We start from the raw sequence: 14,481 nt of genomic DNA on the forward strand, positions 1-14,481 counted from the left end.
GGCGGCGGTCCGCCGGGCGTCGGCGAGCCTGGCGCGCGCGGCCTTGGACGGCGCCGCGCGGCCGAGCGCGCCGTAGCGCTGCAGCAGATGGCGGCGCAGCGTTTCGCGCTCGGAATTCGACAGCGGGCTGGACATGGCGCACTCCGGTTGGGCTGGCGTCGACACGGCGTGACGACGGCGGGCGAACGGGGGCGCGAGCTTAGGGCGGCGGCAAGCGGCAGAGTCCGCGGTGGATCACAGAACGCCATGAACGCGGATGCGCGGCGTCACTGTTTGCGTGTGGCTCTCGCCGCCTTGCCGCGCAGGCGCCAAACGCTTTGCGGCTCGCGCGTGACATCGGCCACGCGCGCTGCGCTTAGGCGGTGTCGTGCAGCCCGTGCGCTTTGCCGCATTTGCCGTTTCGAGAGCATCGCCGCGCGGCTCGCGCGCGTTCGCGATCCGTGCGCGGCGGCACACGCCTGCTGCAACGGGCGCGGCAGACTGATCGGCGAAGAAGCAAATACCGGCACGACATAAGCAGATGCGCGGGCTTCATTTCTGCTCATGTTGCGCAGCAACAAAGATGCTCCATCGCCGCGGCGCGCATCAGGGGATTCCACCAGCGCGGCCCCGGGCCTTCCATCCGCAGAGGATTTCCCCCATGCAAGCCGTGTTCCGGCCGCAGCGCCGGCCCTTGTCCGTGTTTCTCGCCCTCGCGCTGTCGGCGCTGGCCGCGCCCGCGCTGGCGGCCGATGCCGAGGCCGACGCGCCGCAAGACCGCGCCGCCACCACGCTCGACCAGGTCGTCGTCACCGGCTCGCGCATTCCGCGCGCGAGCCTGGAAGGCCCGTCGCCGGTCACCGTCATCAACGCCGAGCAGATCGACAAGCAAGGCTTCCGCAACGCCTTCGACGCGCTCGCCGCGCTGAGCCAGAACACCGGCGTGGTCCAGGGCGAGGACTACGGCAACACCTTCACCCCGGCGGCCAACGTGCTCAACCTGCGCGGGCTCGGGCCGAACCACACCCTGGTGCTGATCAACGGCCGCCGCCAGGCCGACTATCCGCTGGCCTACGAAGGCTCGGTCAACGTCGTCAACCTCGCCAACATTCCCAGCGCGCTGATCGAACGCATCGAAGTGCTCGGCGGCGGCGCGTCGGCGGTGTACGGCTCCGACGCGGTCGCCGGCGTGGTCAACTTCATCCTCAAGAAGAAGTTCGAAGGCACCCAGCTCAACGTGCGCGTCGGCGGCACCGAGCAGGGCGGCGGCCAGAACCAGCGCCTGCAGGTGGTGAGCGGGCATTCCAGCGACCGTTTCGACGCGGTCTACGGCGTCGAGCTCTCGCATCGCCAGGCGATCTGGGGCGACCAGCGCGATTTCATGGATTCGCTGCTCGACAACCCGACCGGCGAGCGCATCAACCCGACCCAGGTCGGCTTCCGCCGCAACGCGCGCACCAACAACTACATCGATCCGGGCGCGGCCTGCGGCGGGCTTGCGGGCCTGTACCACGGCTCGACCTTCCGCGCCAACAACCCGCGCCAGGGCTGGTACTGCGGCAGCAACGAGGCCGCGCCGGCGTTCTGGACCGTGCAGACGCAGAAGAAGAACGCCGACGCCTACGGCCTGCTGACCTGGCACCTGAGCGATCGCACCGAACTGTTCGCCGACGTGCAGCTCGGCATCGCCAGCATCGAGAACAACACCCGCGCGCCGAGCTGGACCTCGGACAACAACTATTTCCTCAACCAGGCCAGCGGCCTCAACGAGATCTGGTACCGGCGCATCGCGCCGGAGGAAATCGGCTCTGCCCACGCCAACAACAACCGCTTCCTGGAGCGCTCGTGGGCGTTCTCGGTCGGCGCGCGCGGCGCGCTCGGCGACAGCGACTGGAACTATGAGCTGGCCTACAACCACGGCCGCAACGAGAACCGGACCAAGCGCCGCCAGTTCCTGGCCGGCATCAACGAGTTCTTCCTCGGCCCGCGCCTGGGCACCACCGCGGCCGGCATCGGCATCTACAACCCCGATCCGGCGCGCCTGTACGCGCCGCTGACGCCGGCCGACTACCAGCGCCTCACCGGCTTCTACGAAGGCGTCAACGCCGCCTGGATCCAGAACCTGAGCTTCAGCGTCAACGGCAACCTGTTCGACCTGCCGGCCGGCTCGGTCGGCTTCGCCGGCGTCATCGAAGCCGGCACCCAGGGCTACAACAACCGCCCCGATCCGCGCCTGGGCGATGGCACGTTCTGGAACACCAGCGCCGGCTCGCGCTCCAGCGGCGACCGCGACCGCTACGCGATCGGCGCCGAGCTCAGCATTCCGATCTTCAGCACCCTGACCGCCTCGGCCGCCGCGCGCTACGACGAGTTCCGCTTCGCCGGGCGCAAGTCGGGCAAGGCGACCTGGAACGCCGGCCTGGAATACCGTCCGACCGACACCTTGCTGCTGCGCGCCACCGCCGCCACCAGCTTCCGCGCGCCGGACATGAACTACATCTTCGCCGCCGAAACCCGCGGCTATAACCCGGGCATGACCGATTACTGGCGTTGCCGCACCGCCGGCCAGCCTTACGACGACTGCGACTTCTCCAACCTGGCGATCGACTACACCAGCACCGGCAACACCAATCTCAAGCCGGAGAACGGCAAGTCCTACGGCCTGGGCGTGGTGTGGTCGCCGTCGGAGCACTTCGACCTGTCGGTGGATTACTACTCCGTGCGCCTGGAGGACGAGGTCACCAACCTCAGCAGCAGCCGCATCCTGCGCGAGGAAGCCGACTGCCGCCTCGGCCGCACGCTCGGCGGCGAGCCGCGCGACATCAACTCGGCCAACTGCCGCGAAGTGCTGGGCCGGGTGATCCGTAACCCGTCCGACGCGCCGGTGCAGCCCGACCAGGTGCGGCGCGTGCTGGTCAACGCGATCAACGCCGCCTCCGAGCGCACCGACGGCGTCGACGTCAAGACCAATGTGCGCTGGAGCGCGGGCCGCTTCGGCGACTTCGCCGCCAACATCGCCTACACCCTGGTGATCAAGCACGACTACCAGCAGTTCGCCGACGACCCGCGCATCGACCTGCGCAACACCCTCGACCCGCTGGAAGCCGGCGACTGGCGCAGCAAGGTCAACACCGGCCTGACCTGGTCGATCGGCGCGTGGACCACCAACCTCAGCGCCTACCGCTACGGCAGCCTGCCCAAGAGCGACGGCAGCGGCCGCTACGCCCCGTACACCAAGTACAACGGCAGCGTGTCGTACAAGTTCGGCGACCGCTCCACGCTGTCGCTGATCGTCAACAACCTGCGCGATTCCAACCCGCCGCAGGACCGCAACAACGGCGGCTGGCCGTTCTATCCGGTCGGCAACTACGATCCTTATGGCCGCCAGTTCTGGCTGGAGTACGACATCAAGTTCGATTGAGCCGGGCGGCCGATCGCGCGGCGGCGCTGCGCGAGGGCGAAAAGAAGCGGGCCTCGGCCCGCTTTTTTTCGTCTGTCGATAGCGGACGCGGCGGCGCGCGCCGGCCGCTCAGATCGGCCCGTTGATCTGCACGGTGTCGGCCAGCGTGTCGGACTCGCCGGTGGCCAGGTTGGTGTAGGTCACCGAGATCAGGTCCGAGACCGGCGCGTCGCCGCGGTAGGTGCGGGTGCAGCTCTGGGTGGAGCAGGGCAGCGTGCCGGCCGATTCGCTGCTCCACACGTAGGTGTAGCTGCCGGCCGGCAGACCGCGCACCTCCAGGTCGGCGCGGTAGCTGCGCGAGCCGGGATAGAACGAGGCGCAGCGGCCGAAGTTGGGATCGCCCGGCATGTCGTTCGGGCTGACGAAGCACCACAGCCGCGGGCCGAGGCCGATCTGCGCCTGCGCGGCGGCGGGTGCGACGGCCGAGCCGACCGCGGTCAACGCCAGCGCCGCGCACAGCGCGGTGTTGGCCAGCGTCCATCCAATCGTTTTCATGGCCTTCCTTCCTTTGAATCGCCAGTCCAGTCCTGGCCGGCCGAGCTTAGGCCGGCGCGGTCGCGCGCGGCGCGCACGGTCGCAAGCGACCGCTCGGCGGCGGCGCGCGGTGATGGCCGACGCGGGTTAATGCGGCATCGATGCGGTTTTGCGCCGCGTCGCAGCACGATGCCGCGCCGTACGGCGCAGGCCGGCCCGGCGCTGCGCGATTCGCGCCCGGCGGCGATGCCGCGGCGGAAAGAAAAACGGGCCGGGCGGCCCGTTTTTCCGCGTCATCGTGCGAAGGCTGCGCGTAACCGACGAAGCTCGTTGCGGTCGCCGTCGCGACCTCGCCTCAGATCGGCCCGCCGATCGCCACGGTGCGGCCCAACGTGTCGGACTGGCCGGTGGCCAGATTGGTGTAGGTCACCGAGACCGAGTCGACGATCCCGCCGCCGGCGCCGCGGTAGGTGACGTAGCAGCGGTTGGTCGTGCACGGCAGCACCATGCCGACTTCGTTGGTCCACACATAGCTGTAGTTGCCGGCCGGCAGGTTGCGCACTTCGAAGTCGGCGCGATAGCTGCTGGACGGATAGAACGTCGTGCAGCGGCCGAACGGGCCGTTGCCCGGCTGGTCGTTGGGGCCGATGAAGCACCACAGCAGCGGATTGCCGGAAACCTGGGCCTGCGCGGTGGCGGGCACGACGGCCGCGCCGACCGCGGTCAGCGCCAGCGCGCCGCACATCGCGGCGTCGGCCAGCATCGATCCAATCGTCTTCATGAGAGTCCTTCCTGCGTATCGCCAGTCCATTCCTGGCATCGCGAAGCTTAGGCCGCGCGCCGGCGCGACGCGGCGCGGTGTCGTTATTGACAGGCGCGGCTGCCGCTGCGTCGATGCATCGCGCGCAAAAATGCGGCGGCGGTCGGGTTTCGCGCCGCGCCGCAGCACGATTCGGCGCGAGCGGCTGCCGCGTCGGCGCGCCGGCCCGCGCCCGCGCCGCGAAGCGAGCGCCGGCTTCGACGTCCGGCCCACGATCGCGGCCGCGGCGCGGCCCATGCCGCAGGCCTGGTTTCCGCCCGATTCGGCCCCGCGCGCCTGGAAATCCGCTGCGAAGTCCGGCTTGAACCGGCTCGCGCCCGCCGCACCGCGGCGGGTTGCCGCAGCCCGCATCGGCGGCGCGGTGCGATAATCGCCCGTTCCGCCCCCGAGACCCGCCCGTGCTGCAACTGCTGATCTACCTGCGCTATCTGTCGGTAGCCGGCCAGATGCTGACCGTGGTGTTCGTCGCCCAGCGCCTGGGGCTGCCGATCCCGACCCGCGAGCTGCTGGCGATCTCGGCCGGGCTGCTGCTGTTCAACGTGCTCAGCCACTGGTGGTGGCTCGCCCACCGCGACGCCGGCCCGCGCGCGCTGGCGCTGCAACTGCTGGTGGACCTGCTGGCGCTGACCGCGCTGCTGTATTTCTCCGGCGGCCCGGCCAATCCGTTCGTGTCGCTGTACCTGGTGCCGGTGGCGCTGGCAGCGATCGGCCTGGACATCGCGCCGATGCTCGGCCTGACCGTGCTGACCGCGGCGCTGTACACCTGGCTGATGGGCCACCACGTCGACCTGCCGCACCTGCACGGCAGCGATTTCCAACTGCACGTCACCGGCATGTGGGTCAACTTCCTGCTTTCGGCCGGAATCATGGCGGTGGTGCTGAGCCGGTTCATGACCATCGTGCGCGAGCAGCGCCGGCGTTTGTCGGAGGCGCGCGAGCGCGCGATCCGCGACGAATCGCTGTCGGCGCTGGGCTCACTCGCCGCCGGCACCGCGCACGAGCTCAACACGCCGCTGGCGACGATGGGCCTGCTGGTCGACGACTGGCTCGGCGGCGATCATCCGCCGCCGCGCGAGGACATCGAACTGCTGCGCTCGCAGCTCGCGCACTGCCGCGACCACGTGCGCGCGCTGGCCGACATGGCCCGCCGCGGCGCGGCCGGCGAGACCACGGTCGAGGCGGCCGACGACTTCGTCCACGCCTGCGTCGACCGCTGGCGGCTGCTGCGGCCCAACGCCACCGCGCGTTTCGCCGGCGGCGCGGCGCAGCGCCGGGTGCGGATCGACGCCGGCCTGCAGCAGGCGCTGATCAACCTCATCAACAACGCCGCCGACGCCAACGCCGCGGCCGGTGTCGACGCGCCGGTGGAGGTGGACACCTCGCTGCGCGAAGGCCGGCTCAACATCGCCATCCGCGACCGCGGCGCGGGCCCGGCGCGCATCGCCCGGCCGCGCCGCGACGGCGAAGGCACCGGCCTGGGCATCGGCCTGATGATCTCGCGCTCCAGCATCGAGCGCAGCCGCGGCACGGTGAAGCAAAGCGAGCGCGAGGGCGGCGGCTGCGTCACCGAAGTCGAACTGCCGCTGGCGGCGGAGGACGCGGCATGAGCCTGCCCGCGCGCATCCTGCTGGTCGACGACGACCTCGCGTTCTGCCAGGTGCTGGCGCGCCTGCTCGCGCGCCGCGGCATCGAAGTGCAGGCGCGCCACGACGCGGCCAGCGCGCTGGCCGCGCTGGAAGCGTTCGCGCCGGACGGCATCGTGCTCGACCTCAAGCTCGGCGCCGACAACGGCCTGCTGCTGATCGGCGAACTGCGCCGGCTGTGCCCGCAGGCGCGCATCGTCCTGGCCACCGGCTACGCCAGCATCGCCACCGCGGTCGATGCGATGCGCCGCGGCGCCTGGAACTACCTGCCCAAGCCGTTCGACATCGACGCCCTGGCGCAGTCGTTCGAAGCGCCCGGCGACGACGCCGCGCCGCCGCCGGCGGCGCCGGTGTCGCTGCGCCGGCAAGGCTGGGAGCACATGCAGCGGGTGCTGGCCGAATGCGGCGGCAACGTCTCGCAGGCCGCGCGCGTGCTCGGCGTGGATCGGCGCACGCTGCAGCGCAAGCTGGCCAAGCGGCCGGTCAAGGAGCGGCCGGAGTAGGGCGCTCGGCGCTTGCGGACGATGGGGGTGGAGGCCGCCGCGCGCAGCGCTTCAGGCCGACTGCATTCGAGCCCGCGCGCCGATCGGCGAGCCGGTAGATTTTTCCGATAGGGTGATCGCGTTCATCCGATCCCCCATTAGCGTGTCGGCCCACGGTTCGGATCATCCGGGTTGCGCTGCGCCGCATCCTGCGCCAGCTGCTGCTCGCGCTGCCGATTGAACGTTTGCGCCTCGCGCAAGGTGTCCTGCATCGCGGGCGGCTCGGACAGCGACGCCGCGCCGTAAAAGCCGGGCGTGGTCGCGCCGACCCACAGCTTGCCGTTGGCGACGCCCACCTGCGCGATGCCGTCCGCATCGTGGATGTGGTCGCGCTTGGCCGAGAGCATCGCCGCCGCCACGACCTCATCCGGGATGCCGCCGGGCGCGTCGGCGCGAATCTTCGCGAACATCGCTTGATCGGTTGGCGGCAACTGCGACACGTCCATCGTTGAGTTCGGCTGCGCCACGGCCGCGAAGTCCGCCCTGGGCGGCGCAGGCGCAGTGGGGTCGGCTGGCCCCGGCATGGGGCCGCGGGCGGTCGGCGTGGCGGATATTGGCGCCGCGCGATCCGGTGCGACCACCGTCGCCATGCCCGGGCGCGCCGGCACCGCCTCGGCAGGCGCAGGTGCGCTCATTGTCGCGCCGGCCACGGCCTGCCTGGCTGCCGCCTGCACGTCGTCGCGCTGCAAACCCAGCCGGTTCGCCTCGCGCACGACGTGCTCCAACGCTTCTTGCTGCTGCGGCGACAAGTTCGCGATCCGCAGTTCCGGGGCTTGCGGTGCGGCCGGCGGCGGCGAACGCAGATCCAGCATCGCCATTTGCACTTCCAGCGGACTGGTGACGGCGTGAACCCGGTTCGCGCCGTCCGCGTCTCGACCGATATGTTCGATCGGACTGTCGATGTCGAAGCCGCCGCCCGCGTTGCGTCGCAGATGCAGCGAAGTCGTGAGCGGATCCACCCCGTAGTCCTGCTGGGTACGGCGCACCGCCTCCAGGGTTGCTTCCAGTTGCTCCGGCTTTTGATAGGGATCGATGCCGTGCGCCCGATAGGTCGCCACCAAGTCGGCCCGCTCGATGTCCTCCAAGGTCGGCGGCTGCCGGGTTGGAATCGCGGCGAGCTGTCGCTCGTGCTGAGCCAACTGCGGCTGCAACGCGGCGCGCGTGCTGTCCAGTTCCTGACGCAGGTTCCCGGCCGCCGCCACGAATTCGCCGTCGCGCTGCCATTGCCCCTGCGCCGTGCGCTGATACAACTTTCCGTCCGAAGCGACCAGCGAATCGTCGCGCAGCCCCGATTGAATGGAGACAGGCACCTCACCGAACCGTTCCCAGCCTTCGCTGCGATACACCAGCTCATAGCGCGCGGCCAACGGGGCCGGGCCGCTGGCGATGTTGTCGCGGACGACCTGCGCCGAAGCGCGATCCAGTTCGGCGGCGCGCTCGGGACGGGCGGTGTCGTTTCGAACCATCGGCACGCCGGGCTGTTCAAACCCTACGACGACCTTACGATCCCACGCGCCGGTTTGCGGATCGCGCTCCCAATCGGCGCGACGCAGGCTCGGCGGATCGTTCTCCGCCGCCGCTTGGGCATACGGATTGCGCGGCGGCTGCAACTTTCCCATCGCCAGTTCCGTCGCCGCGTTGCTGGCTCGGTAGTTCAATTCGGCCGCCTTTTCCGGGTCGGCGGAAAACGCCTGTTTCACCGGTCTGTTCTGGCCGTCGTCGATCAGGTCGCCCAAGTCCTGGCGCACCCATTGCCGTCCGTTCGACTCCCAGTGAACGCCCTGACGGTCGGTCTGCTTGAAGGTCTTGTGGCTATCCAAGACCGTGGCGACGTGCTCGCCGACATGCGCGCCGGCCACGGCCGCGCCGCCGATCGCGATGAAGCCCGCCACGCCGGGGCCGCTTGCCATCGCAGTAGCGACCGCGCCCGCCGTCGCGCCGCCGATCCAGCCGCCGGTGCCGCGCGCGGCGTAATGGGTCAGCTCGGATTGCGCGGCCAGGGGATTGTCCTGGGCCAGCAAGGTATCTACCCGAGACCCGGTCTTTGCCGCATCGTAGGCGCTGGCGGCCACGCCCAAGCCGGCCAAGCCTGCGGCTGCGCCCGCCCGGGCAAGGCCGGGAATTGCGGATTCGGGCGCGGGAACGCGAGCGGGCGGCGCGCCGGGGCGGACCAACTCGTCGATCGTGGCGATGCCTTCGGCGCGAACGACGACGCCTTCGCCGACTTTCAGTGCGGCGTGTTCTTCCAGCAGCCTGGATTGAACGGCGGCATCGATGTTCGGAATGGTCCGCGCATGTTCGGGCAAGGTGCGATGCCACTGCACTTGTTGCTCCCAGCCCTCGCGCAACTGCTGTGTGATCGCGGGGTCGCTGAGCCGCGCATTGCGCGCTGCCTCCAGCGCCTGTCCGGGTGGGCGCGGATCGCTGCGGCTGTCGTAGAGTTCGGCGCCTTCGCGGCTGAAGATGCGGATGGGCACGCCGGTATGGGCCTGGATGGTGTCCAGGCTGGCGGGCACCTTGGCGTAGATGGCGTCGCGTGCGCCTTCGGGGACGTAGCGGCCGTGGCCATCCAGATCCAGCTTGTCGGTGAATCGCTTGTCGACGCCAAGTTCGCTTTCCAGCTTGTGCGCGGCAATGGCCCGCACTTCCACCTGATATCCACGGGACTGCAAGTCTTTGATCAGCTCTGTCGTCCACTGCCCATTGCTGAGTGTGGTATCGAAGATGAAATTCTTGCGCCCGGCTACCGCCGCATCGCGCAATTCGTCGGCCCATTGACCGGCGTCGGCGTGCGTATGATGTGACCAGGCATAAGGGCTCTCGCGGCGCAGTTGCCCAACGCTAGGGTAGTAATCGCGCAGTTCGTCGGGGTCGATTTTTACAGCATCGTAAGCAAGCTCAAATTTCGCTTTATCCGCGAGTTGGCCTTTCCCTGCCCCGGGCTGCCCAGCCAAAATGATCGCTTTGGGATTGGCCTGCGGGGTGGCATCAAGAAATGTGCTTTGAGGAATTACCTGCTCGGCAAAAATATGAGCATGCGTTGCTTGATCCAAGCGGGTGTCGGAGGCCATCATTCGAAGGCATCCTTGTTTGCCTGGAAGTAGAGGTGGAGATCATGCAGATTGTGCATTCCCCGATGCCGTGAGGAGCCCATCAGATATTTCTTATCCTTAGCACGTGCAATCGCTTCCGCGTCGCCACTGGCCTCGGCGGCCTCAAGCTCATCGCGGGCTTCGGAGATGAAGGTCTCTAGGCGGGCTTCCAATACCCAAATTGCGCGATCAAACGGACTGACTCCCGCTGAAGATGTCTCAACGACATAGTTCAGGACTTCTTGAAGCCGCTCTATGTGCTCCGGATAGTCTTTGAGCATTTCCCGCAAGCCTTTCGGCACGGGAGGACGTGGCTGTCCACCGGGCAATGTGGCGGGCGTGTTATCTGAGTTCGTCATGGTCGTTGCCTGCCGTGCAGTAGTGAGCGAAAAATCTAGTGTATCGGGCTGCGGCGTAGTTCAGCCAAGCTTTGGCGTCGGGCGCATTTTGAAATGATAAAGCCCCGCAGCGCGCTGCGGGGCTTTAGAGCGATGCGGTAATTTTGGTGCCTTATCGCATGCTTACGGAATGTCGCATTGCATGGTCGCATCCACATAATGCTGGCCGTTGGTCAAGGGTTTGTCGAAGGTGACCTTGAACGAGCCTTCGACGATCTTGCCGTTGCGCGAGTGGCACGCCTCTTCCAGGTTCTTCTTGGCCTTGGCTTCCGCATCGGCCTTGGTCGCGCCGTAGCCGGTGTTGTTGAGGTTGCCGACTTCGGCCAGCGCGGGGGCGCTGGCGACGAGGATGAGCGCGGCTAGAGCGAGGCAGGGGAACTTCTTCATGAACTCTGGTCCTTGTGTTCGTGGTGTCCGGGCATCCTAGCCGCGGCGAAACGGGCACGGGTTAAATCCAAGTGAGCGCGAAAAATATTATCGGCGTTCGCACGTATTGAATGTGCGTGTGCGTGTCTTATTGCATTCTTTGCACGTTTTTCATGGTCGCCCCAGCTCGATGCGCAATTTTCGATCCGTGCCAGCCGCATTCGATTCGGCTCGATGCAGCGCGGCATGATTGGATGCGCCGGACTTGGATCGGGCGACGACCGCGCCCTCAATGAAAATCGCGCGAACTCGTCGCCAGCGACCCCAGCAGCGGCGTCAGGTCTTCCATGCGCGACACCACGATGTGCTGCACGCCGTCGACGCGTTCGAGCTTGCCGTCGATGGCCATCAATCGCGCTTCCACCAGCACCCGCCGCTGGCGCTGGGCCAGGTCGCGCCAGACCACTGCGTTGACCATGCCGTCCTCGTCTTCCAGGCTCAGGAAGGTCACCCCGCTGGCGGTCTCCGGATGCTGACGCACCGTGACCAGCCCGGCGAAGCGCACGCGCTGGCCGTGATCGGCCTGCTTGAGTTGCGAGGAGCGCCGGCAGCGCCGCGCGTGCAGCGCGCTGCGCAGCAGCGCCAGCGGATGCGGGCCGAGGGTGGTGCCGAGCATGGCGTAATCGGCGCGCACGTCCTCGCCCGCGCTCGGCAGCGGCAGCGCGACCTGCGCTTCGCTGCGGGCGACGCCGGCGAACAGCGGCAGTTGCGTGTCCACGCCGGCCACCGCCCAGCGCGCGCGATGGCGATGCCCGGCCAGCGCGCGCAACGCGCCGGCGTCGGCGAGCACCGCGCGCAGACGCGCGTCCAGCCCCGCGCGTTCGCACAGGTCGTCGACATCGCGCCACGGCGCCTGCGCGCGCGCGTCGCTGATGCGGTCGGCGGAGGCTTCGTCGAAGCCGTTGACCAGGCGCAGTCCCATGCGGATCGCATGCGGATGCTTGCGTTCGCCGCGGCCGGGCAGGGCTTCCAGGGTGCAGTCCCAGTCGCTGTAGCGCACGTCCACCGGCAGGACCGTCACGCCCTTGCGGCGCACGTCGTGGAGGATCTGGCCGTGGGTGTAGAAGCCCATCGGCATCGAGTTGATGATGCCGCAGGCGAAGGCGGCGGGGTGGTAATACTTCAGCCAGCAGCTGACGTAGGCGAGCAGGGCGAAGCTGGCGGCGTGGGATTCGGGGAAGCCGTAGCTGCCGAAGCCTTTGATCTGTTCGAAGATGCGGTGGGCGAAGTCCTCGCTGTAGCCGTTCTTCATCATTCCGGCGAACAGTTTGTCGCGATGCGGTTCCAGGCCGCCGTGCCGCTTCCAGGCCGCCATGCAGCGGCGCAACTGGTCGGCCTCGCCGGCCGTGTAGTCCGCGGCGACCATGGCGATCTGCATGACCTGTTCCTGGAACAAGGGCACGCCGAAGGTTCGGTTGAGCACGGTCTCCAGTTCCGCGGACGGATACTCGATGGGCTCCAGGCCCTGTCGGCGGCGCAGATACGGATTGACCATGTCGCCCTGGATCGGCCCTGGCCGGACGATCGCGATCTCGATCACCAGATCGTAGAACTTGCGCGGCCTGAGCCTGGGCAGCATCGACATCTGCGCCCGCGATTCGATCTGGAACACGCCGATGGTGTCGGCGTCGCAGATCATGTCGTAGACCTCGCTGTCGTCGGGCTGTTCCAGAATGCTCGGCATGTCCAGCCCGTGAACTCCGTGCGCGTCGAGCAGGGCGAACACTTTGCGGATCGCCGTCAGCATGCCCAGCGCGAGGCAGTCGACTTTCAGCAGCCCCATCGCATCGAGATCGTCCTTGTCCCACTGCACGATGGTGCGGTTGTCCATCGCCGCGTTCTCTACCGGCACCAGCGTGTGCAGCGGCCGCTCGGACACCACGAAGCCGCCCGGATGCTGCGAAAGATGCCGCGGAAACGCCTGCTGCACCAGGATCAGGCTCAACGCCAGGATGTTGCGCAGCAGCGGCGAGTCGGGGTCCATGCCGCGTTCGCGGATGTGTTCGGCCAGCGGCACGTCCCGGCTCCAGCGGTCGAGCGTGCGCGCCAGTTCGGCGATCTGGTCCTGCGGCATGCCCAGCGCCGAGGCCACGTCGCGCACGGCGCTGCGGCCGCGATAGCTGATCGCGACCGCGGTCAGCGCGGCGCGGTCGCGGCCGTAGCGGTTGAATACGTATTGCAGGACGTCTTCGCGCCGCTCGTGCTCGAAATCGACGTCGATATCGGGCGGCTCGTTGCGCTCGACCGACATGAAGCGCTCGAACAGCATGCCCATTCGGGTCGGGTCGATCTCGGTGATGCCCAGGGCGAAGCATACGGTGGAGTTGGCCGCCGAGCCGCGGCCTTGGCACAGGATGCTCTGTTCGCGGGCGAAGCGGACGATGTCGTGGACGGTCAGGAAATAGGATTCGTAGTCGAGCCGGCCGATGATGTCGAGTTCGTGTTCGATCTGCCGCTGCGAGTCGGCCGGTACGCCCAGCGGCCAGCGCTTGGCCGCGCCTTCGGCGACCAGCTTGGGCAGCCAGCTTTTCGGCGTCTCCCCGGCCGGGACCAGCTCGTGCGGGTATTGATAATCGATGCCGCGCTTTAGGTCGAAGTCCGCGCACAAGTCGGCGATACGCACGGTCTGCGCCAGCAACGGCGCCGGATAGATCGCCTGCAGCGCGCGGCGGATGCGCAGGTGGCGCTCGCCGTTGGCGAACAGCCTGGCTCCGGCCTCGGCCACGGTGGTGCGGTGGCGCACCGCGGTCAGCACGTCCTGCAGCGGCCGGCGCGCGCGCTCGTGCATGTGCGCGTCGCCGGCGGCGACCGCGGGCAGGCCGTGGCGGCGCGCCAGCGCGGTCAGTGCGGCCAGCCGCGCGTCGTCGTCGGGACCGCGGTGCAGTTCCACTGCGAGCCACAGCCGTTCGTCGAAACGCGCGCGCAGCCACTGCGCGTGTTCCTCGTCGCGGGCGTCGCCGTCGGGCAGCCACAGCGCCAGCAGATGATCGCTGCGCGTGGCGAAGTCCTCGCGCAGGCTCAGGTATTCGCCTTTCGCCGCGCGCCGCCGTGCCTGCGTGATCAATCCGCACAGGTCGGCGTAACCGGCGCTGTCGGCGACCAGCAGCACCAGCTTCGGGCCGTCGTGCACGCGGATCTCGCTGCCGACGATCAAGGCCAGGCCGGTGCGCCGCGCCGCCTGCCAGGCGCGCACGATCCCGGCGAGCGTGCACTCGTCGGTGATCGCCAGCGCGCGGTAGCCCAGTGCGTGGGCGCGGTCGAACAGTTCGTCGGCAGTGGACGCCCCACGCTGGAAACTGAAAGCCGACAGGCAATGCAGTTCGGCGTAATCGGGCAGCGCGGCGTCGCCGCGCGCGGGCGCGGGCGCGCTCATGCGAACCAGCCGTGCACGGTCAGCGCGCCGTCGCCGCCGGCGTCGCGGTAGGCCCAGGCGCGCTGGCCGCGTACGGTTTCCACCAGGTAGTAGTCGCGGCGCACGTCGTCCTGGTCCCACCAGCCCGATTCGATCCGCTCCGGACCGGCGAGGATGCGCGCGACCGCTTCGCGCAGCGGTTCGGGTTCGGCCAGCAGCCAGCCCGGGCGCGTCGACGGCTGCACGGGCGGCGGCGCCGGTTTGCCGCGCGCGGCCGGCGCGTCGCCGAGCACGG

10 protein-coding genes and 1 pseudogene are annotated in these 14,481 nt (G+C 68.7%); 4 read left to right on the forward strand and 7 right to left on the reverse strand.

The window, feature by feature from the left end; translation table 11 throughout:
• The first annotated feature begins 640 nt into the window (after positions 1–640).
• Positions 641–3,400 carry a TonB-dependent receptor plug domain-containing protein gene (locus A7A76_RS07750; protein WP_206410658.1) on the forward strand — a complete coding sequence of 920 codons (2,760 nt, stop codon included), beginning with the start codon at positions 641–643 and terminating at the stop codon, positions 3,398–3,400.
• Positions 3,401–3,508: 108 nt separating this feature from the next.
• Here the strand turns inward: A7A76_RS07750 and A7A76_RS07755 are convergent, their stop codons facing one another.
• Both A7A76_RS07755 and A7A76_RS07760 read right to left on the reverse strand, forming a co-directional pair.
• Positions 3,509–3,934: a hypothetical protein gene (locus A7A76_RS07755; RefSeq protein ID WP_206410659.1), complete on the reverse strand. Its 426-nt coding sequence runs from the start codon at positions 3,932–3,934 to the stop codon at positions 3,509–3,511.
• Positions 3,935–4,268: 334 nt separating this feature from the next.
• Positions 4,269–4,694 (reverse strand): hypothetical protein, encoded by a 426-nt coding sequence (locus tag A7A76_RS07760; protein ID WP_206410660.1) that lies wholly within the window; start codon positions 4,692–4,694, stop codon positions 4,269–4,271.
• On the opposite strand from A7A76_RS07760, the gene A7A76_RS07765 reads away from it, so the two are divergent.
• From A7A76_RS07765 to A7A76_RS07775, 3 genes are read left to right on the forward strand one after another with little or no spacing between them, the layout of a single operon-like run.
• Complete coding sequence (locus A7A76_RS07765) at positions 4,693–5,103, forward strand: hypothetical protein (protein WP_206410661.1); 411 nt, start codon at positions 4,693–4,695, stop codon at positions 5,101–5,103. The two genes, A7A76_RS07760 and A7A76_RS07765, sit on opposite strands and share 2 nt — an antisense overlap.
• A gap of 28 nt (positions 5,104–5,131) precedes the next feature.
• The gene (locus A7A76_RS07770; RefSeq protein ID WP_206410662.1) at positions 5,132–6,340 is read left to right on the forward strand and encodes an ATP-binding protein; all 1,209 of its coding nucleotides are present in this window, start codon (positions 5,132–5,134) and stop codon (positions 6,338–6,340) included.
• Positions 6,337–6,879, forward strand: coding sequence for a response regulator transcription factor (locus tag A7A76_RS07775; RefSeq protein WP_206410663.1), 543 nt, complete (start codon positions 6,337–6,339; stop codon positions 6,877–6,879). Before A7A76_RS07770 ends, A7A76_RS07775 begins: the two co-directional genes overlap by 4 nt.
• Before the next feature lie 137 nt (positions 6,880–7,016).
• Here the strand turns inward: A7A76_RS07775 and A7A76_RS07780 are convergent, their stop codons facing one another.
• From A7A76_RS07780 to A7A76_RS07800, 5 genes and pseudogenes are all read right to left on the reverse strand, one after another.
• Positions 7,017–9,992 (reverse strand): zeta toxin family protein, encoded by a 2,976-nt coding sequence (locus A7A76_RS07780; RefSeq protein WP_206410664.1) that lies wholly within the window; start codon positions 9,990–9,992, stop codon positions 7,017–7,019.
• Complete coding sequence (locus A7A76_RS07785; protein WP_241200794.1) at positions 9,989–10,369, reverse strand: hypothetical protein; 381 nt, start codon at positions 10,367–10,369, stop codon at positions 9,989–9,991. Before A7A76_RS07785 ends, A7A76_RS07780 begins: the two co-directional genes overlap by 4 nt.
• Positions 10,370–10,531: 162 nt before the next feature.
• A complete protein-coding gene (locus tag A7A76_RS07790; RefSeq protein WP_206410665.1) occupies positions 10,532–10,795 on the reverse strand; it encodes a hypothetical protein in 264 nt (87 codons plus the stop codon).
• A gap of 268 nt (positions 10,796–11,063) precedes the next feature.
• Entirely contained in the window at positions 11,064–14,207 is a 3,144-nt protein-coding gene (locus A7A76_RS07795) for an error-prone DNA polymerase (RefSeq protein ID WP_206410666.1), read from the reverse strand.
• Positions 14,204–14,481, reverse strand: a pseudogene (locus A7A76_RS07800) (DNA polymerase Y family protein); the annotation flags it as partial. The gene A7A76_RS07795 and the pseudogene A7A76_RS07800, both read right to left, overlap by 4 nt.

This window comes from Lysobacter enzymogenes, from assembly GCF_017168095.1.
Taxonomy (GTDB): Bacteria; Pseudomonadota; Gammaproteobacteria; order Xanthomonadales; family Xanthomonadaceae; genus Lysobacter; species Lysobacter enzymogenes_D.

Coding starts and splice junctions, on each gene's coding strand:
- A7A76_RS07765 (WP_206410661.1), top strand. CDS start 4,693: ATGAGAGTCCTTCCTGCGTATCGCCAGTCCATTCCTGGCATCGCGAAG.
- A7A76_RS07790 (WP_206410665.1), bottom strand. CDS start 10,795: ATGAAGAAGTTCCCCTGCCTCGCTCTAGCCGCGCTCATCCTCGTCGCC.
- A7A76_RS07750 (WP_206410658.1), top strand. CDS start 641: ATGCAAGCCGTGTTCCGGCCGCAGCGCCGGCCCTTGTCCGTGTTTCTC.
- A7A76_RS07755 (WP_206410659.1), bottom strand. CDS start 3,934: ATGAAAACGATTGGATGGACGCTGGCCAACACCGCGCTGTGCGCGGCG.
- A7A76_RS07780 (WP_206410664.1), bottom strand. CDS start 9,992: ATGATGGCCTCCGACACCCGCTTGGATCAAGCAACGCATGCTCATATT.
- A7A76_RS07785 (WP_241200794.1), bottom strand. CDS start 10,369: ATGACGAACTCAGATAACACGCCCGCCACATTGCCCGGTGGACAGCCA.
- A7A76_RS07760 (WP_206410660.1), bottom strand. CDS start 4,694: ATGAAGACGATTGGATCGATGCTGGCCGACGCCGCGATGTGCGGCGCG.
- A7A76_RS07775 (WP_206410663.1), top strand. CDS start 6,337: ATGAGCCTGCCCGCGCGCATCCTGCTGGTCGACGACGACCTCGCGTTC.
- A7A76_RS07795 (WP_206410666.1), bottom strand. CDS start 14,207: ATGAGCGCGCCCGCGCCCGCGCGCGGCGACGCCGCGCTGCCCGATTAC.